At 72.6% G+C, this 18,383-nt stretch carries 10 protein-coding genes and 4 tRNA genes; 9 read left to right on the top strand and 5 right to left on the bottom strand.

Going from position 1 to position 18,383, the window contains the following annotated elements; all coding sequences use genetic code 11:
* Positions 1-21 precede the first annotated feature (21 nt).
* The 3 genes from ATL40_RS05650 to ATL40_RS05640 all read right to left on the bottom strand — a co-directional run bounded on the left by ATL40_RS05650 (position 22) and on the right by ATL40_RS05640 (position 286).
* Positions 22-96: transfer RNA gene (locus tag ATL40_RS05650), tRNA-Val, on the bottom strand.
* Positions 97-103: 7 nt separating this feature from the next.
* A tRNA-Cys gene (locus ATL40_RS05645) sits at positions 104-174 on the bottom strand.
* A gap of 39 nt (positions 175-213) precedes the next feature.
* A tRNA-Gly gene (locus ATL40_RS05640) sits at positions 214-286 on the bottom strand.
* Between the two features lie 155 nt (positions 287-441).
* On the opposite strand from ATL40_RS05640, the gene ATL40_RS05635 reads away from it, so the two are divergent.
* The 3 genes from ATL40_RS05635 to ATL40_RS05625 all read left to right on the top strand — a co-directional run bounded on the left by ATL40_RS05635 (position 442) and on the right by ATL40_RS05625 (position 3,188).
* Positions 442-1,299, top strand: coding sequence for an aminotransferase class IV (locus tag ATL40_RS05635; RefSeq protein WP_098470316.1), 858 nt, complete (start codon positions 442-444; stop codon positions 1,297-1,299).
* Between the two features lie 89 nt (positions 1,300-1,388).
* Positions 1,389-1,460: transfer RNA gene (locus ATL40_RS05630), tRNA-Val, on the top strand.
* A gap of 72 nt (positions 1,461-1,532) precedes the next feature.
* Positions 1,533-3,188, top strand: coding sequence for a DUF389 domain-containing protein (locus tag ATL40_RS05625; protein ID WP_098468679.1), 1,656 nt, complete (start codon positions 1,533-1,535; stop codon positions 3,186-3,188).
* A gap of 9 nt (positions 3,189-3,197) precedes the next feature.
* Here the strand turns inward: ATL40_RS05625 and hrpB are convergent, their stop codons facing one another.
* Together hrpB and ATL40_RS05615 are read right to left on the bottom strand one after the other, a co-directional pair.
* Positions 3,198-5,702 carry an ATP-dependent helicase HrpB gene (gene hrpB, locus ATL40_RS05620; protein ID WP_245866798.1) on the bottom strand — a complete coding sequence of 835 codons (2,505 nt, stop codon included), beginning with the start codon at positions 5,700-5,702 and terminating at the stop codon, positions 3,198-3,200.
* Positions 5,693-6,631, bottom strand: a complete 939-nt coding sequence (locus ATL40_RS05615) for a magnesium and cobalt transport protein CorA (protein ID WP_245866795.1) — start codon at positions 6,629-6,631, stop codon at positions 5,693-5,695. Before ATL40_RS05615 ends, hrpB begins: the two co-directional genes overlap by 10 nt.
* A 289-nt stretch (positions 6,632-6,920) precedes the next feature.
* On the opposite strand from ATL40_RS05615, the gene ATL40_RS05610 reads away from it, so the two are divergent.
* From ATL40_RS05610 to treZ, 6 genes are read left to right on the top strand one after another with little or no spacing between them, the layout of a single operon-like run.
* Positions 6,921-8,408 carry an SDR family NAD(P)-dependent oxidoreductase gene (locus tag ATL40_RS05610; protein WP_098468678.1) on the top strand — a complete coding sequence of 496 codons (1,488 nt, stop codon included), beginning with the start codon at positions 6,921-6,923 and terminating at the stop codon, positions 8,406-8,408.
* The gene (locus ATL40_RS05605) at positions 8,408-10,129 is read left to right on the top strand and encodes an alpha/beta hydrolase (protein WP_169925886.1); all 1,722 of its coding nucleotides are present in this window, start codon (positions 8,408-8,410) and stop codon (positions 10,127-10,129) included. Before ATL40_RS05610 ends, ATL40_RS05605 begins: the two co-directional genes overlap by 1 nt.
* Before the next feature lie 37 nt (positions 10,130-10,166).
* Positions 10,167-11,876, top strand: a complete 1,710-nt coding sequence (locus tag ATL40_RS05600) for an alpha/beta-hydrolase family protein (RefSeq protein ID WP_169925885.1) — start codon at positions 10,167-10,169, stop codon at positions 11,874-11,876.
* A 55-nt stretch (positions 11,877-11,931) separates the two neighbouring features.
* Positions 11,932-14,184, top strand: coding sequence for a glycogen debranching protein GlgX (glgX, locus tag ATL40_RS05595; RefSeq protein WP_098468675.1), 2,253 nt, complete (start codon positions 11,932-11,934; stop codon positions 14,182-14,184).
* The gene (gene treY, locus ATL40_RS05590) at positions 14,184-16,643 is read left to right on the top strand and encodes a malto-oligosyltrehalose synthase (protein WP_098468674.1); all 2,460 of its coding nucleotides are present in this window, start codon (positions 14,184-14,186) and stop codon (positions 16,641-16,643) included. The genes glgX and treY overlap by 1 nt, the downstream gene beginning before the upstream one ends.
* Positions 16,640-18,379: a malto-oligosyltrehalose trehalohydrolase gene (treZ, locus tag ATL40_RS05585; protein WP_098468673.1), complete on the top strand. Its 1,740-nt coding sequence runs from the start codon at positions 16,640-16,642 to the stop codon at positions 18,377-18,379. Before treY ends, treZ begins: the two co-directional genes overlap by 4 nt.
* The last annotated feature ends 4 nt before the right edge of the window (positions 18,380-18,383 follow it).

The raw sequence follows: 18,383 nt of genomic DNA, 5'->3' as shown, positions 1-18,383 counted from the left end.
GAGCGCCTGGGGGCTGCTGGGTGGTGGGCGATACTGGGATCGAACCAGTGACCTCTTCCGTGTCAGGGAAGCGCGCTACCGCTGCGCCAATCGCCCGGGTGCGAGGTGGGTACGGGATTCGAACCCGTGTATACGGCTTTGCAGGCCGCTGCCTCGCCTCTCGGCCAACCCACCGAGGTTGGTACTCATCGTTGGACCGCGGTGGATCCATCGAGCGGATGACGGGACTCGAACCCGCGACCCTCACCTTGGCAAGGTGATGCTCTACCAACTGAGCCACATCCGCGTTGCGCCTGGTCGAGGTCTCCGGCTTGGCCTTCGCTCTCGTCCGTGGCGCGGAGACGACTCTAACCCACGAACGGCGAGAGTACAAAACCGGCAGGATTCCGCGCTTCCCGGGTGGGTCCCGCGGCCCACACCCGGCGGTGGCAGGATCAGGACATGGACGATCGCGCCATCGCCTGGCTGAACGGGCGTCTCGTGGACGCCGACGCGCCTCAGATCACCCTGCGCGACCACGGCTTCACGGTGGGTGACGGCGTGTTCGAGAGCGTGAACCTGACGCCCGCGGGACCGTTCGCCCTCACCCGTCACCTGCGACGCCTGGCGCGCTCCGCCCGCGGGCTGGGGTTGGCCGAGCCCGACGAGGCGACGGTGCGCGACGCCGTCGCCGACGTGACGCGCGCCTGGCGCGAACACGGGGGCGAGCGCGGCGCCGCGCTCCGGATCACCTGGACCCCCGGACCCGGCGGAGCGGGTTCGACCCGACCGGCACCCGGTTCCCCGGGCACGCTGGCCGTGCTCGCCACCGCCAGCCGTGCGCACGCCCCCGCGACCGTGTGGCGCTCCCCCTGGCCCAGGAACGAGCGCGGCGCACTCGCGGGCCTGAAGACCCTCTCCTACGCCGAGAACGCCGCGGCGCTGGCGCACGCCCACCGGATGGGCGCCACCGAGGCGGTGTTCGGGAACACCCGCGGGGAGCTGTGCGACGGCGCGACGAGCACGGTGTTCCTGGAGGACGCGGACGAACTGGTCACCCCGCCCCTGTCCAGCGGCGCGCTCGCGGGAGTGACCCGTGAGCTCGTGCTGGAGTGGGCCGCGATGGAGGGGTTGCCGGTGCGTGAGCAGCACCTACCGCTGTCCGCACTGCTGAGCGTGCCGCACGTCGCGATCACGGCGAGCTCACGCGGGATCGCCCCCGTCGTGGCCGTGGAGGGTCGGGCGCGCCGACCCGGCCCGCTCACCCTGGCCATGGCCGAGGTCTTTGCCCGCCGCCGGACCTCGGACCCCGATCCGTAGCATCGCCTCAGCCGCGCGAGCCGCACCAGGACGCCGATTCGGCATCCGCGCGATTTCTGGGTATAGTTGCGGGGCCGCCGCGCGGCAGCGGGCGATTGGCTCAGTGGTAGAGCGCCTCGTTCACACCGAGGAGGTCACTGGTTCGAACCCAGTATCGCCCACCGACACCGCAACGCCCCGGGCACGGCCCGGGGCGTTCGTCGTCTCCCCTCTCCCTCCCCCTGGAGAAGCCCGTGGAGCAGCACAACCCGTCAGGGACCCTCTCCTGGCGCGACCGCGCCGCGCCGCTCGCCCACGCCACCCGAACCGTCTTTGCCGACCCCGTGGCACTGCGCGGGCTGCTCGCGGCGATCGCGGGCACGATCGTGCTGCTGCTACCGAACGCCACGACGGTGACGATGACCGTCGTCGTGATCGTCCTGCTCGCCCTGAGCGGCCTGGTCGACCTGAGCTACGCCGTCACCGGTCGACGCCGGTTCGGCCGCCGGATCCGGCGCTCCCTCGCCGCCGCACGCGGCCTCGCGGCGCTGCTGTTCGCCGCCTTCATGGTGGTGCTCACCCTCACCGGAGCCGGCCGCCTCACCCTTCCGCTGATCGGCGGCGTGATCGGGGTCTACGTCGGCATCCGCGGCCTGATCTCCGTGATCTCGGCGATCCTCAACCGCCGCACCCAGGACCCGGCCCTGCGCCTGGCCCAGGGCGGGGTCGCCGTCGTCATCGGGGTGCTCTCGGTCACGGTGCCGGAGTCGGTGGTCTCCGCCGCGATCGTCACGGCCGCGCTCGGGGCTCTGGTGACCGGCGTGATCATGATCGCGTGGAGCCTGCGCGGCCCCGCGCAGCGCACCGACGGCACCGATGCTCTCGACGGCGCCACCGCATCCATCCCCGCGGTGGTCTGGGACTGGATCGTCGGATCGGACATCGGGCGCCGGGAGCGCACCGCCCAGGCCGCCACCCTGTACTTCGAGGAACCCAACCGCCGCACCAAGCTCGGAACCTGGTGGGTGATGCTGCTCTCGGTCGCGATCGCCTCCTTCGCCGTGCTCGCCGACTCCACCGCCGTGATCATCGGCGCCATGCTCGTGGCGCCGTTGATGACCCCGATCCTGGGCCTGGCGGGAGCACTGGTGAACGGGTGGGGGCGCCGGGCGCTGTCCTCCGCCGCGCTCGTGACCTCCGGCGCGCTCGCCGCGATCACCCTCGCCTACGGTGTGGCCGCCTGGTCGCCCGTGGCGATCTCCTTCGCCACGAACTCCCAGATCGTCTCCCGGGTCTCCCCCAACACGATCGACATGCTCATCGCCCTGGCCGCCGGCGCCGCCGGCGCGTTCGCCACCGTGAACGCCCGCGTCGCCAGCGGGATCGCCGGTGTCGCCATCGCCGTCGCGCTCGTCCCGCCGCTCGCGGTGGTCGGAATCTGCATCAACGGCGGCCAGTTCGCCGACGCCGGCGGCGCCGCGCTGCTGTTCCTGACCAACTTCGTCGCGATCGTGCTCTCCGCCTCGCTCACGTTCGTGCTGACGGGTTTCGCGCGGCCGTACGCGCTGCACCACCGCCCGGCGCAGATCATCAAGACCGTCGCCCCGTTCGTGGTGGGCGCCGGGGTCATCCTCGTGCCGCTGATGGCCACCTCCGAGGGCCTACTGCAGTCCGAGACCCACGCCCGCAACGCCTCGGCGACGGTGACCGCCTGGCTCGGCGAGGACTCGGCGTTCACCCTGGCCGACGTGGCCGTGACCGATGGCACCGTCCAGGTCACGATCACCGGGCCCGGGCAGCCGCCCTCGGCCGAGGAACTGCTCGCCTCCCTGCAGGAGGGATTCCGGGATCCCGTCGGCCTGGAACTGACGGTGGTCCCGGTGGAGGTGACCGATCTCCCGGCGCCGTAGCCCCCGGCGCTAGGGGCGCTCCGGCCAGGCGTGCTTGGGGTAGCGTCCGCGCAGGTCGGCGCGTACTGCGCGGTAACCCGACTCCCAGAACCCGGCGAGATCGCTGGTGATGGCCGCCGGCCGCCCCGCCGGGGAGAGCAGGTGCACCACCACCGGCACCCGACCGCCCGCCAGCAGCGGCGTGGTACGCAGCCCGAACGCGTGCTGCACGGCCACCGCGAGGATCGGTCGGTCACCGTCGTAGGTCAGGCGCGCGCGGCGCCCCGAGGGCAGGTCGAGGTGGGTGGGGGCCAGTTCCTCCAGTCGCGCCGCCTCGGGCCACGGCAGGAGGGCGCGCAGGCCGGCGAGCGTGTCCACCTCCGCCACGCGACGCACCGGAGCAACCGAGGTGGTCAGCGCGGCCAGGAGCGCCTCGTCGTCGACGGCCGGCCAGGGCTCCCCGATCGCGGCGTGCAGGAAGGCCATCCGCTGCCGCAGCTCGCGTGCGGCGGGTGGCCACGGGAGCCGGTCGAGGCCCTCGGCCCGCAGGTAGTCCCTGAGCACCTCCTGCACCTGCTGCGGATCAGGTCGGCTGATCGGTCGCTCACGCACCCGGATGGCACCGAGCGCCTCCACCTCGCGCGCCACGATCCGGCCCTCCTGCACGACCACCTGGGAGAACGTGTGGCGCAACGCGGCCCCGGCCTCCTGCGCGATCGCGCCATCGATCGGGACGGCGGAGCGCACCAGGGCATCGGCGCCACGGGAGTCGTCGGCATCCGCGACGGCCAGCCATTCCTCCTCGCGCAGGGGCGAGCGCGCATCCACGTGGCATCCCGCGCCCGAGGCCAGCAGGTACCTCCCCTCCCCGCGGCTGCGCGCGATGCGCTCCGGGTGGGCGAGGGCGACCACCAGGCCCACGGCCGCGTCGTCCTGCGATCCCATGACGGCGAGTCCCGGCTCCCTCCGGTCTCCTCCGAGGCGATCCAGCGCCCGCTCGAGGTCCTCCCGGCTGCGACGCCAGGACACGGGCGCCTCCCGACGCAACTCTCCCAGGCGCCGCACGAGGTCGGCCCCGGGGGACCGCACCTCCTCAGCCAGCGCGGCCACGATCTCCGCGGTCACCCGCGATCCGAGCCGGCCCACCGCATCCAGCGCCGCCCGGGCCAGACGGACCTCCAACGGCAGCCGCAGCATGCTGTGGCCCCGCGGGGTGATCCTCAGCGCGTCCTGTGCAGTGCCGTCGGTGCCGTCGGTGCCGTCTGCGGCCAGGGCACCGAGATCCACCAGCACACGCTCCGCGTGCTGCAACGCGTGCTCGGGCGGGTCGTCGGGCAGCACCAGGTCGCGGGCTCCGCCCCGGCTCCACGCCCTCGCCTGCAACGCGAAGGTCGCCAGGTCCGCCGTCGCGATCTCGGGTGCGGGGTGCTCGGGCAGCGTGCCGTGCTGCTCGGGCGACCAGGTGCGGTAGACAACGCCCGGCGCCTCGCGCGCCGCCCGACCCGCGCGCTGCTCGGCCGAGGCCCGGGAGGCCGCGATCGTCTCGAGCCTGGCGAGGTCTCGGCGTCTATCCAGTCGCGGCACCCGCACGAGCCCGCTGTCCACCACCACCCGGACGCCCGGCACGGTGAGGGAGGACTCCGCCACGGGCGTGGCCACGACGATGCGGCGGACGTCGGCGCGCGCCAGCACCCGATCCTGTTCGCGCGGGTCGAGCCGGCCGTGCAGGCGCTCGACCCGGATCCCGGGGAGGCGGTCGAGCAGGGATCGCGCCGCCCGGTCCACCTCCGCCACGCCCGGGAGGAACACCAGGACGTCCCCCTCGGCCTCGGCCGCCGCACGGCAGGTCACCCCCACCACGTGGTCCAGGGCGGCGCGGGTCATGCCCCGCTCGTCGTGGCGCACCGCGGGGCCCGGGTGCCATCGCACCTGCAGCGGGTGCGGGCTACCCGGCACCACGATCACGGGCAGGTCCGCGCCGGTTCCCCACACGCGCTGCAAGGCCGCCGTCGCCGGTGTGGCCGAGGCCGCCACGACGGCGAGATCGGGCCGCAGCGCCTCGCGCACCTCCCGCAGCATCGCCGAGACCAGATCGGCCTCGAGGGTGCGTTCGTGGACCTCGTCCAGCATGACCGCGCCGACGCCCTCGAGGGCGGGGTCACGCTGGAGCCGGCGCAGCAGCACCCCGGTGGTGACCACCTCGATCCGGGTGTGGCGACCTCCCACCCGCTCGCCCCGCACGGCAAAGCCGACCTCCTGCCCCAGGGTGGTGCCGGTCACCGCGGCGATGCGCCGCGCCGCGGCCCGCGCGGCCACCCGGCGCGGCTGGGTGACCACCACGCGCTCCTCGCCGCGCCGCAGGTCCGCGAGGTGCCCGGCGAGCGCGGGCGGCAGCAGGGTCGTCTTCCCGCTGCCCGGGGGCGCCTGCAGCAGAGCGGTCCCGCTGCGCGCCAGGGCGGCACGCACCTCGCCGAGGCCCGCGGCGGCGGGCAGGTCGCGGGTCTCGGGCGCGAGCGCCCACGCGCTCACATCCACCGGCGCCGACGGAAGACGACGTACAGGATCACCGAGAACGCGACCATGCCCACCATCGCGAACGGGTAGCCCCAGGGCCAGGCGAGTTCCGGCATGCGGTCGAAGTTCATGCCATAGATCGCCGCCACCAGGGTGGGCGCGAACAGGATGGCCGCCCAGCCGGAGATCTTCTTCATGTCCTCGTTCTGCCGCTGCGCCACGATGGTGGCGTTCACGGTGAGGATCTGGGTGAGCGCCTCGCGCAGATCGGCCACCTGGTCGTTGACGCGGGCGAGGTGATCGGCGACGTCCTCCAGGTAGGCCGCCAGGGGGTCCTCGCCGTCGGCGGCCGCGCCGTCCACCGCCTGGCGGCTCACGTCGCGGAAGGCCTCGAGCACGTCCGCGAGCCCGGTGCTGGCCTGCTGCAGTTCCACCACCTCCTGGCTGAGGCGGTAGATGCGCTCGGTGGCCGCCGGGTCCCCGGTGAACACCTGGCGCTCGATCTGCTCCTTGTCCACCACCAGGCCGCGCAGCACCGGGAGGTAGGCATCCACGACGGCGTCCAGGAACCGGTAGGCCACGGCCCGCGGGCCCAGCCGCAGCAGGTCGTCATCGGCGAGCAAGGCGGCGATCCGGCGGCTGGCCGGGTCGCTGCCCTCCGGGTCCATCGCGTGCGCATCGGTGCCGTCGATCCACCGGCCGTCCTGGCACAGCACCGCCACGGCCCCCGGGCGCAGCAGGAGATGGAACTCCTCCAGGGCGATCTCCTCGGTCGCATCGAGGTAGCGGGCGGAGCGCACCACGAGGAACAGGTCCTGGCCGTGCCGTTCGAGTTTGGGCCGCTGGTGCCCGGTGTGCAGGTCCTCCAGGAGCACCGGGTGCAGGTCCCAGGCCGCGCCGAGTTCGGCGACCCTCTCCCGGGTCGGGTCGGGGTAGAGGGACAGCGTCATGGGGCCCGCAACCGTGCGCGTCAGGACCCGCCCGACCGGCGGTGACCCGGTCGCGGGGCCGCGTCGGCCGACCGCGCGCAGCGCGGACATCGGGGTGCGGCGAGCCTCGTGCGTCACTGGTCCTTCCCTTCCCGTCCCCCTGCGGGGACCCGGTGCACCACGCTACGCGGCCCACCTCGTGGCAGGTAGCGGCAGGTAGCGGTCCCGCACCTCGCCTACCATGGGCGGGACCGTTCCGGGCGCCGGGACGGGCCCACGCCCACCGCGCCCGCCTGCAGGAGGCCCTCCCATGACCACCCCTGGCGCTCCCACGCCCACCCCCGCCGCCGGTATCGACCCTGCCGACATGGCGGTCTTCCTGCGCGTCGCGCAGCAGGTCGCGCACCTCCCGTCGGACCACCCCGACCAGATCGCCGCCCGCCGGGCGACGTCGGGGCTGTACAAGCTGGCGAAGAAGGTCCGCCGGGACGAGCGCCGCAAGGACCTGCTGGCGCACGACGCCGCCGTCTTCGCCGCCACCGCGACCGCGAGCCCCGGGCGGATCGACGACGAGACGGCCGGCCTGCTCCCGAGCGCCACCGCCGCGCCGGGCGCCTCCGCCGGCACCCTGCGCCGCCCCCAGCCCTGCTACATCTGCAAGCAGCCCTACACCCGGGTGGACTGGTTCTACCACCAGCTCTGCCCCCGTTGTGCCGCGCTCAACCACGCCAAGCGGGACGCCCGCGCGGACCTGACCGGGCGGCGCGCCCTGCTGACCGGCGGCCGCGCGAAGATCGGCATGTACATCGCCCTGCGACTGCTGCGCGACGGCGCCGACCTGACCATCACCACGCGGTTCCCGAAGGACGCCACCCGGCGGTTCGCGGCCATGGCGGACTCCGCGGACTGGCTGCACCGACTGCGCGTGGTCGGGATCGACCTGCGCGACCCCGCCCAGGTGGCCACCCTGGCCGACCACGTCGGCGCCGCCGGAGAGCTGGACATCCTCATCAACAACGCCGCGCAGACCGTGCGCCGCTCCCCCGGCGCCTACTCACGGTTGAGCGAGGCCGAGCTCATCGACCTGCCCGATGACCCCGATGTACCGGTGCTCGCCCTGGAACGCAGCAGCGACGCCCACCCCGCCATGTTGGCCGGCGCGATCAGCGATCTGCCGCGTCACGATCTCGCTCCCGCGGACCTCGCGCGATCGCTGACGAGCGTGGCCACCCACGCCGCGAGCGCCTCGCTGCAGCGGCACCGGGAGGGCACCGCCATCGACGCCGGGGGCCTGCTTCCCGACGAGGTGTCGCACAACTCCTGGGTCGCGAGCGTGGAGCAGGTCGATGCGATGGAGCTGCTGGAGGTGCAGTTGTGCAACTCCACGGCGCCGTTCATCCTGCTCTCACGTCTGCACGGCAACCTCGCCGCGGCGGCCAGGCGGCGCGGTCGCGCCTACGTGGTCAATGTCTCCGCCATGGAGGGGGTCTTCTCCCGCGGGTACAAGGGCGCCGGACACCCGCACACCAACATGGCCAAGGCCGCGGTCAACATGCTCACCCGCACCAGCGCGGGCGAGCTGGCCGAGCAGGGCATCTACATGACCAGTGTCGACACCGGGTGGATCACCGACGAACGGCCGCACACCACCAAGCTGCGGTTGGCCGAGGAGGGCTTCCACGCACCCCTGGACCTGGTGGACGGCGCCGCCCGGGTCTATGACCCGATCGTGCGGGGTGAGGCCGGGGAGCTGCTGCACGGGGTGTTCCTCAAGGACTACGAGCGATCGGGATGGTGATGGCCGCACTGCAGACCCTCGCGCGGGCCCTGGTGGACTTCCTGCGCTCCTTGTCGGTGCCGGGGCTCGCGGTCGGCACGCTCGCGTTCGCCGCCTCCACCCAGCCCTCCCTGATCCCCCGCGGCTGGATCTTCTCCGCGGTGATCTCCGCTCTCGCGCTGCTGGTGGGTTACGTGGTGGGCGTGGCCGCACGCGCGCTGCTGCGACGGCTCGGGCTCGCCCGGGTGCTGCCGCCGCGGTGGCGCCCTGCCGTGCAGCGCGCGCTCCTGGTCGTGCTCGGTGTGGTCGCCGTGGTCACCACGGTGACCGGAGCCGCCTCCCAGCGCCGGCAGGCCCTGCTGTGGGGCCTGGAGCCCACGGCGGGCGGGCACGTGGTGACGATCGTGGCGGGTTCCCTGCTGCTGTTCGCGCTGCTGCTGCTCCTCGGGCGCGCCATCAGGCGCGGCATCCGGGCCCTGGGTCGTCTCCTGGCCCGGCACCTCCCGCGCCCGGTGGCGGCCACGCTGAGCTTCGCCCTCATCGTGGGCGGCACCGTAGCCGTGATCAGCGGCGCCTTCACCACCGTGGTCCTGGACGGGCTGACGCGCTCGTTCCTGGCGCGGGACGCCACCACACCGCACGGCGCGCAGCAGCCGCAGGAACCCGAGCGCTCCGGGTCGCCGCAGTCCCTCGTCGCATGGGAGGACCTGGGCTACGAGGGTCGCCACTTCGTCTCCGACGGCCCCAGCGCGCAGGAGATCACCGAGGTGACCGGGCGCCCCGCGCTCGAACCGATCCGGGTGTACGCGGGCCTGGCCACGGCATCGGGGCCGCTCCTGGACGCCGACCTGCAGGAGGTGGCCGACGCCGTCGTGGCCGAGCTGGACCGCACCGGGGCGTGGGATCGGGAGGTCCTGGCCGTGGCCACCACCACCGGGACCGGTTGGGTGGACCCGATCTCCGCGGCCACGCTGGAGTACCTGCACGAGGGTGACACCGCCGTGGCCACGATGCAGTACTCCGTCAACCCCAGCTGGGTGCAGCTGGTGACGGATCTGGACCGCCCGGCACAGGCCGGGCAGATCCTGTTCGACGCCGTCGCCACGCGCTGGGCGCAACTGCCCGAGGACCAGCGTCCCCTCCTGGTCCCGTTCGGCATCTCGCTCGGGTCCTTCGGGAGCCAGGAGGCGTTCACCTCCTTGGCCGCCCTCACCGACCGTGCCTCGGGCGCCGTGTGGGTGGGCACCCCGAAGTTCACCGAGCTGCGCAACGACATCGCCGAGACCCGCGTGGCGGGCTCCCCGCAGATCCATCCGGTCATCGGGCAGGAGGAGAGCGTGCGGTGGTTCACCGGGAACGGCGGGGACCAGCTCGCCGAGGTGCAGTGGCAGCGCGAGGCGCCCGCGGACGGCCAGGAGTGGCAGGCCCGCGTCGCCTACGTCCAGCACCCCAGCGACGGCGTGGTGTGGTGGTGGTGGGACGTCGCCTGGAACCGTGATCCCTGGTTCACCGAGCCCCCCGGGCAGGACGTGCTGCCGGGCATCCGGTGGTACCCGCTGATCACCGGGATGCAGGTGATGGGCGACATGTTCGTGGCGGGATCCCCCACGGTGCCGCTGGGCTACGGGCACAACTACGGCGAGGAGTGGGTGGATGCCTGGGTGTGGGTGACCACCCCCGAGGGCTGGGACGACGCGAGCCTCGCCGAGCTGCGCGACCTGGTGCACACCATCGAGCGGTGACCGAGCACGCGGCGCCGTGCCATGTCACCATGTCGGGGTGCGCCCCCGACTCGCCTCCCCCCTGCGCGCCGCCGCCCGTGCCGTGCGTGACTTCCCCGCCTCGTTGAGTGCGACGGGCCTCACCGTCGCATCCGCTGCCTCCTGGGCCTCCTCGCGCCCGACGCTGGCGCCCCGCACCTGGCAGACCCAGTCCGTGGTGACGGGCGTCTCGATGATGGTCGGGTACTGGGCGGGCACCCGCGGCAGCCAGGTCGCGCAATGGGCGCTGCCCCGGCTCACACCCGCCGAGGCGACCCGCTCCGTGGTGCGCAACCTCGCCGTCGCCGGCCTCGTGGCCACCACCGCGGGAGCGCTGGTGACCGGGCACCGCTTCGAGAGGCAGCGCGCCGCACTGTGGGGACGCAACCACGACGGCGCCCACCTCCTCACGGCGCTCCCGCTCTCGCTCGCCGCCTTCACCACCCCACTCCTCATCCAGCGCGGGGCCAGGCGTCGCATCCGGGCGCTGGACACCACGCTGGAGAGATGGATCTCCCACCCGGTGGCCGCCGTGGCGGGTGAGGTGATCTACCTGGCCGGCTGCGCCCTGGCCCTGCGCGCGGGGATCAACGAGGTGCTCGGCAAGGTGATCACCGGCATGTACGCCACGATCTCCGGCACCAAGATGCCACCTGGGGAGCCACCGACCGCGCCGGAGCGCTCCGGCTCCCCCGCCTCCTTGGTCTCCTGGGAGCAGGTGGGGTACGAGGGCCGACGCTTCGTCTCCGGGGGACCGAGCGCGGACGAGATCGCCGCCGTCACCGGCCGCATGGCCCGTGACCCGATCCGGGTCTACGCCGCGCTGCCGGTCCAGGGGCGCAGCGTGCTGGCCGCGGACCTGCACGAACTCGCGCAGACCCTCCTGGCCGAACTGGACCGCACCGGGGCGTGGGACCGGCGGGTGCTCGCGGTCGTCACCCCCACCGGGACCGGGTGGGTGGACGGCTGCGCGAGCGCCGCCCTGGAGTACCTCAACGACGGCGACACCGCCATCGCGGCGATGCAGTACTCGGTGGACCCGAGCTGGGTGCAGCTGGTGCTGAACCTCGCCGAACCCGAGCGTGCCGGGCGGGTGCTGTTCGAGGCCGTGCACGAGCGCTGGGCCGCCCTCCCGCCCGATCGGCGCCCGCTCCTGATGCTCTTCGGTCTCTCCCTCGGCGCCTACGGCAGCCAGGGCCCATTCCGCGGCCTGGAGGACCTGCGGGGCCGGGTCGACGGCGCGGTGTGGGCGGGCTCGCCGCGGTTCACGCCGCTGGCCGGCGCCCTGACCGCGCAGCGCGATGCCGGTTCCACCCAGGTCCACCCGGTGCTGGACGGCGGACGCCATGTGCGGTGGGCGACCCGCAACCACGGCGACCAGGGACTGGCGGCGCTGGGTCCGGGCGAGTCGCCACGGGTCGTCTACCTGCAGCACCCCAGCGACGGTGTGGTGCGCTGGTGGTGGCCCGCCGCGTGGCGCCGCGAGGACTGGTACCGCGAGCAGCCGGGCCAGGACGTGCTGCCCGGGATCCGGTGGTGGCCCGCCGTGACCGGGATCCAATTGTTCGCCGACATGATGAACTCCGACTCCGGGGTGATCCCCGCGGGTTACGGGCACCACTACGCCGGGGAGTACGTGGATGCCTGGCACTGGGCGACCCAGGCGCCGGGGTGGGACGAGGAGTCCTTGGCACGCCTGCGTGAGGTGATCGCGGCCGTCCCCCGGTAGCGAACGCCGCCGCGTCTTCCTGACAGGCGGGGCAGAGCGTGGGACAGTTGCACCCATGCAGATCTGGCCCGGCCACCCCTACCCGCTCGGTGCGACCTACGACGGCACCGGCACCAACTTCGCACTGTTCTCCTCCGTGGCGGAACGCGTGGAGCTGTGTCTCGTGGACGACGACGACACCGAGGAACGCATCGAACTCACCGAGGTCGATGCCCACGTCTGGCACGCCTACCTGCCCGGGGTCTCCCCCGGCCAGCGCTACGGATACCGGGTGCACGGCCCCTACGACCCGGCCGCTGGGCTGTGGTGCAACCCGGCGAAGTTCCTCCTGGACCCGTACGCGAAGGCGTTCGACGGCACCGTGGACGGTGACGAGTCGCTGCACTCCTACTACTTCGGCGACCAGCCCGGTGAGGGCGAGATCAACGACCTGGACTCCCGCGCCCACACCATGACCTCGGTGGTGCACAACCCGTTCTTCGCATGGGGCCACGATCACCCCCCGGCACACGAACTGCACCGCAGCGTGATCTACGAGAGCCACGTCAAGGGGATGTCACAACGGCACCCCGAGGTTCCGGAGGAGATCCGCGGGACCTACGCCGGCATGGCCCACCCGGCGATCATCGCCCACCTGAAGGACCTGGGCGTCACCTCCCTGGAGTTGATGCCGGTGCACCAGTTCGTCAACGACTCCACGCTGCAGGACAAGGGGCTGGCGAACTACTGGGGCTACAACACCATCGGGTTCTTCGCCCCGCACAACGCCTACGCCGCCTACGGCACCCGCGGGGAGCAGGTGCAGGAGTTCAAGGCCCTCGTCAAGGCGATGCACGAGGCGGACATCGAGGTGATCCTCGACGTGGTCTACAACCACACCGCCGAGGGCAACCAGCTCGGTCCGAGCCTGTCCTTCCGGGGCATCGACAATCCCGCGTACTACCGGCTGGTGGACGAGGACAAGCGCTACTACTTCGACACCACCGGGACCGGCAACTCCCTGCTGATGCGCTCCCCCGCGGTGCTGCAACTCATCATGGACTCGCTGCGGTACTGGGTCACCGAGATGCACGTGGACGGGTTCCGGTTCGACCTCGCAGCCACCCTCGCCCGCCAGTTCCACGAGGTGGATCGGCTCTCGGCGTTCTTCGACATCGTGCACCAGGACCCGGTGATCTCCCAGGTCAAGCTCATCGCCGAGCCGTGGGACCTCGGTGACGGCGGATACCAGGTGGGCGGGTTCCCCCCGTTGTGGACGGAGTGGAACGGGCAGTACCGCGACACGGTGCGCGACTTCTGGCGCAGCGAACCCTCCACCCTGGGCGAGTTCGCGATGCGCCTGGCCGGGTCGGCCGACCTGTACGAGCACACGGGGCGCAAGCCGATGGCCTCGATCAACTTCATCACGGCGCACGACGGCTTCACGCTGGCGGACCTGGTCTCCTACAACTCCAAGCACAACGAGGCCAACGGCGAGGACGGACGCGACGGCGAGAGCCACAACCGGTCCTGGAACTCCGGGGCCGAGGGGCCCACGGACGACCTGGCGGTCCGTGAGCTGCGCGGCCGGCGCCAACGATCCTTCCTCGCCACGCTGCTGCTGTCCCAGGGCATCCCGATGCTCTCCCACGGCGACGAGATCGGCCGTACCCAGGGCGGGAACAACAATGTCTACTGCCAGGACAACGAGATCTCCTGGATGGACTGGGACCTGAGCGAGGAGAATGCCTCGCTGCTGCAGTTCACCAGCAAGGTGATCGCGCTGCGGCGCGAGCACCCGGTCTTCCACCGCCGCCGGTTCTTCGCCGGGAGCACCCAGGACGTGGACGGCGACCCGGCGCAGGACATCATCTGGTTCACTCCGGCGGGCACCCAGATGACACCCGAGGAATGGGACACCACCTACGCCCGCGCGCTCATGGTCTTCCTCAACGGTGACGCCATCAACGAACCGGACGAGCGCGGCAACCCGATCCTGGACGACTCCTTCCTGCTGCTGTTCAACGCCGGTGCGGAGCCCGTGGAGGTCACGCTGCCGGAGAGCGCCTACGGCAAGGCGTGGACCGGGGTGTTGGACACCGACCACACGATCGAGGACTGGCACACCTTCGCCGCCGGGAGCACCCTGACCCTCTCGGCCTTCACGCTCGTGGTGCTCTCCCGCCCGAGCGAGGACGAGGACATCACCACCCCGAAGGTCGCCGTCTCCGCCACCGACCCGACCGTGACCGGTGAGGTCATCCGGGCCACCGACCCGATCGCGGCGTCGGCTGCGGCCGGGGACGACGCCGGGGAAGGTGACGCCTGATGGGGCGCACCCCGGTCTCCACCTACCGCCTGCAGCTCGGGCCGGACCTCAGCTTCGATGCCGCCCGCGGACTCCTGCCCTACCTGCACGAGCTGGGCGTGACGGACCTGTACCTCTCCCCCGTGCTGACCGCGGCACCCGGCTCCACGCACGGCTACGACGTGGTGGACCACGCCACGGTCAGCGAGGTGATGGGCGGCCGCGCCGGGCTGGAGCGGCTGTGCCATGCCGCGCACGCCGCCGGCATGGGTGTGGTGCTGGACATCGTGCCCAACCACATGGCCGTCCCCACCCCCGCCTGGCACAACGCGGCGCTGTGGTCGGTGCTGTCCGAGGGGCGCGAGTCCCCCTACGCCTCCTGGTTCGACGTGGAGTGGGACTCCTCCGACACCCTGTTGATGCCGCTGCTGGGCGATCGCATCGGGGCGGTGCTCGCCCGCGACGAGATCAGCCTGGAGGAGATCGAGGTCCCGGGCCGGGGGCTGACGACCGTGCTGCGCTACTTCGACCACGTGCTGCCGGTGCGGGCCGGCACCGAGGCACTGCCGCTCACCCAGTTGCTGCAACGTCAGCACTATCGGCTGGCCTACTGGCGGGTGGCCGCCGAGGAACTCAACTACCGCCGGTTCTTCGACGTCGGCACCCTCGTGGCGGTGCGAGTGGAGGACGAGGAGGTGTTCGAGGCCACGCACGCCCTCGTCGTCGACCTCGTGCGCAGCGGCCTGGTCGACGGCCTGCGTGTGGACCACCCGGATGGCCTCGCCGACCCCCGGGGCTACCTGCGCCGCCTCTGGGAGGCCACCGGCGGCGCCTGGATCGTGGCCGAGAAGATCCTCGAACCCCACGAGGAACTGCCCTCCGACTGGCCGGTGGCCGGCACCACCGGGTACGACGCCGCGTGGCGCATCAACCAGGTGCTGACCGACCCGGCCGGGTCCGGGCCGCTGGCCGCCACCATGCAGCAGATCGCAGGCGATGACCTGATGGCCTACCCCGCGCTGGTGGCGGCGAGCAAGGAGCAGGTGCTCGAGGACTCCTTGTACACCGAGGTGCACCGCCTGGCCCAGCTCATCGCCGAGGTCTGCGCCGACGACATCCGGCTGCGCGACCACACCTGGCGCGCGCTGCTGGACTGCGTCAAGGCGATGGTGGTGGCGATGGACCGCTACCGCGCCTACATCGTGCCGGGCGAGAACCACCCCGACGAGACCGCGGTGATCATGGAGACCGCCGAGCGGGCGGCCGCGATGCTCTCGGGCGAGCGCGGCGACACGCTGTCCGTCGTCGTCGACCTGCTGCTCGGCCGTGAGGTGGGCAGCGCCGGCAAGGCCCGTGAGCCCCGCCGGGACGAGATCATCGTGCGCTACCAGCAGGTGTGCGGCGCCGTGATGGCCAAGGGCGTGGAGGACACCACGTTCTACCGGTGGACCCACCTGACGAGCCTGTGCGAGGTCGGCTCCTCACCCAGCAGCTTCGCGATCGCCCCGGACCAGTTGCACGCGTGGGCGGGTCGGATGCAGCAGCGGTGGCCCACGAGCATGACCGCGGGCACCACCCACGACACCAAGCGCGGCGCCGATGTGCGCGCCCGGATCGGGGTGCTCTCGGAGCACGCCGAGTCGTGGCGGGACCTCGTGGCCGCGCTCCGGGCCGCCACGGCCCACTTCCGCCCCAGCGGGTTGCACCCCCGCACCGAGAACCTGCTGTGGCAGACCCTCGCCGGCACCTGGACCGAGGAGGGCCCCCTCGCCGCGGACCGACTCACCGGGTACCTGCTCAAGGCCGCGCGGGAGGCGAAGGACTGGACCACCTGGACCGAGTCCGACGGCGCGCGCGAGGGCAGGATGATGCGGTTCGCCGAACGGGTCCTGGCGGATGGGGACGTCGCGGCGCTCATGGAACGCTGGGTGACGCGCACCGCCACCTCCGTGCGGGCCGCCACCCTGGCCCAGGCCCTGCTGCAACTCACCCTTCCCGGTGTCGCCGACGTTTATCAGGGCACGGAGACCACCTCCATCGCCCTGGTGGACCCGGACAACCGGCGCCCGGTGGACCACGAGGCGCTCCACGCCATGCTGGCGCGCCTGGAGCGGGAGAACCCCACCACTCTCGGAGAGGAGAAGCTGCAGCTTCTCGCCGCGGTGCTGCGGGCGCGGCGCGCGGCCCCCGAGGCCTTCGTCGGCGAGCGAGCGGGATACCGGCCCCTGCCGATCTCCTCCGGCCACGCCGTCGCCTACGCCCGAGAGCTGGACGGCGAACCCCACGCGGTCACGCTCGTCACCCGCCACCCGGCCGCCCTGGCGCGCGTCGGCGGCTGGCGCGGGGCCCAGGTGGTCCTCCCGGACGGGGCGACGTGGGTGGACCCGCGATACCCGGACCTCGCCTTCCCCGGCGGCTCGGTGCCGCTGGAGGAGATCCTGACCACCTCCCCCGTGGCGTTCCTGGTGGCCCGGCGATGACCGCGATCAGCGTCTGGGCGCCCACGGCGAGCGAGGTCACCCTGGTGACCGGCGATACCGAGACGCCGATGGTGCCCGAGGCGGACGGGTGGTTCCGGGGTCCCGTGCTCGACCCGGGCACCGACTACGCCTTCCGGTTGGACGGCGGCGACGCGCGGCCCGACCCCCGAAGCCGGTGGCAGCCGCACGGCGTCCATGCCGCCTCGCGGGTCTTCGACCCCTCGGCCCACGCCTGGCGGGACGGGTCCTGGGCGGGCCGCGACGCCCGCGGCGCGGTCACCTACGAACTGCACGTGGGCACCTTCACGCCCGGCGGCACCCTGCACGCCGCGATCGAGCGGCTCGATCACCTGGTGGATCTGGGCATCGAGGTGGTCGAGCTCATGCCGCTCGCGGCGTTCAACGGCCCTCGCGGGTGGGGGTATGACGGCGTGGCGCTGTGGGCGGTGCACGAGGCCTACGGCGGGCCCGCTGCCCTGCAGGCGTTCGTGGACGCCGCCCACGCGCGGGGCCTGGCGGTGTGCCTGGACGTGGTCCACAATCACCTGGGCCCCTCGGGCAACTACCTCGGCGAGTTCGGCCCGTACTTCACCGACGCCCACGAGACGCCCTGGGGCAGCGCCGTGAACCTGGACCAGCCCGGCAGCCGTGAGGTGCGGGAGTTCCTCATTGGTTCGGCGCTGTCCTGGTTGCGGGACTTCCACGTCGATGCGCTGCGCCTGGACGCGGTGCATGCCCTGGTCGACGACTCCCCACGGCACGTCCTGGCAGAACTCGCCGACCGGGTGGCGGACCTCGCCGAGGAGGTCGGCCGCCCCCTCACGCTGATCGCCGAGTCCGACCTCAACGACGTGATCATGGTGACGCCCACCGCCGAGGGCGGCCGCGGCATGCAGGCGCAATGGGCCGACGACGTCCATCACGCCCTGCACGCCTGGCTCACCGGCGAACGCGCGGGGTACTACGTGGACTTCGGCTCGGGTGAGGTGATGGCCAAGGCCCTGACCGAGGTGTTCGTGCACGACGGCGGCTACTCCACCTTCCGCGGCCGCGACTGGGGCCGGCCCGTGGGTGACGTACCCCGCGACCGCTTCGTGGTCTTTGCCGCCAACCACGACCAGATCGGCAACCGTGCCACCGGTGATCGGCCCAGCGCCTCCCTCAGTCCGGGACGGGTTGCGGCCGCCGCGGCCCTCGTGCTGTGTTCACCGTTCACCCCGATGCTGTTCATGGGTGAGGAGTGGGCGGCGAGCACGCCGTTCCAGTTCTTCACCAGCCACCCGGAGCCGGACCTGGGGCGCGCGGTCACGCAGGGCCGCCGCCGCGAGTTCGCCTCCCACGGGTGGACCAGCGACGTGGAGGTCCCGGACCCGCAGGATCCCGCCACGTTCCAGCGCAGTGTGCTGCGCTGGCAGGAGCGTTCCACCGGGATGCACTCCCGGGTGCTGGCGTGGCATCGCGACCTGATCATGCTGCGGCGGGATCTGGCCGCGCTTCGCAGCAACGGAGCGCATGACACCCGGGTCAGCGTCAGCGGACCGGTGCTGCTGATGGAGCGCGGACAGGGAGCCGAGTGCGTCCAGGTAGCCGTGAATCTCGGCGAGGAGGTGGTCCACCTGGAGGGGCTGCTGTTGCTGGGGTGGGACGCCAACGCGCTGGGGCGGGAGGCGAGGTCGGGAGTCGACCTGGCGCCGGACGGCGTCGCGGTGCTTCGCGGTGCCGCACTCGCCGACTAGGCTC

The sequence above is a fragment of the Serinibacter salmoneus genome (assembly GCF_002563925.1).
In the GTDB taxonomy this organism is placed as follows: domain Bacteria; phylum Actinomycetota; class Actinomycetes; order Actinomycetales; family Beutenbergiaceae; genus Serinibacter; species Serinibacter salmoneus.
The sequence above is the reverse complement of the archived record's forward strand: the minus strand, read 5'-3'. Positions and strand labels throughout refer to the sequence as shown.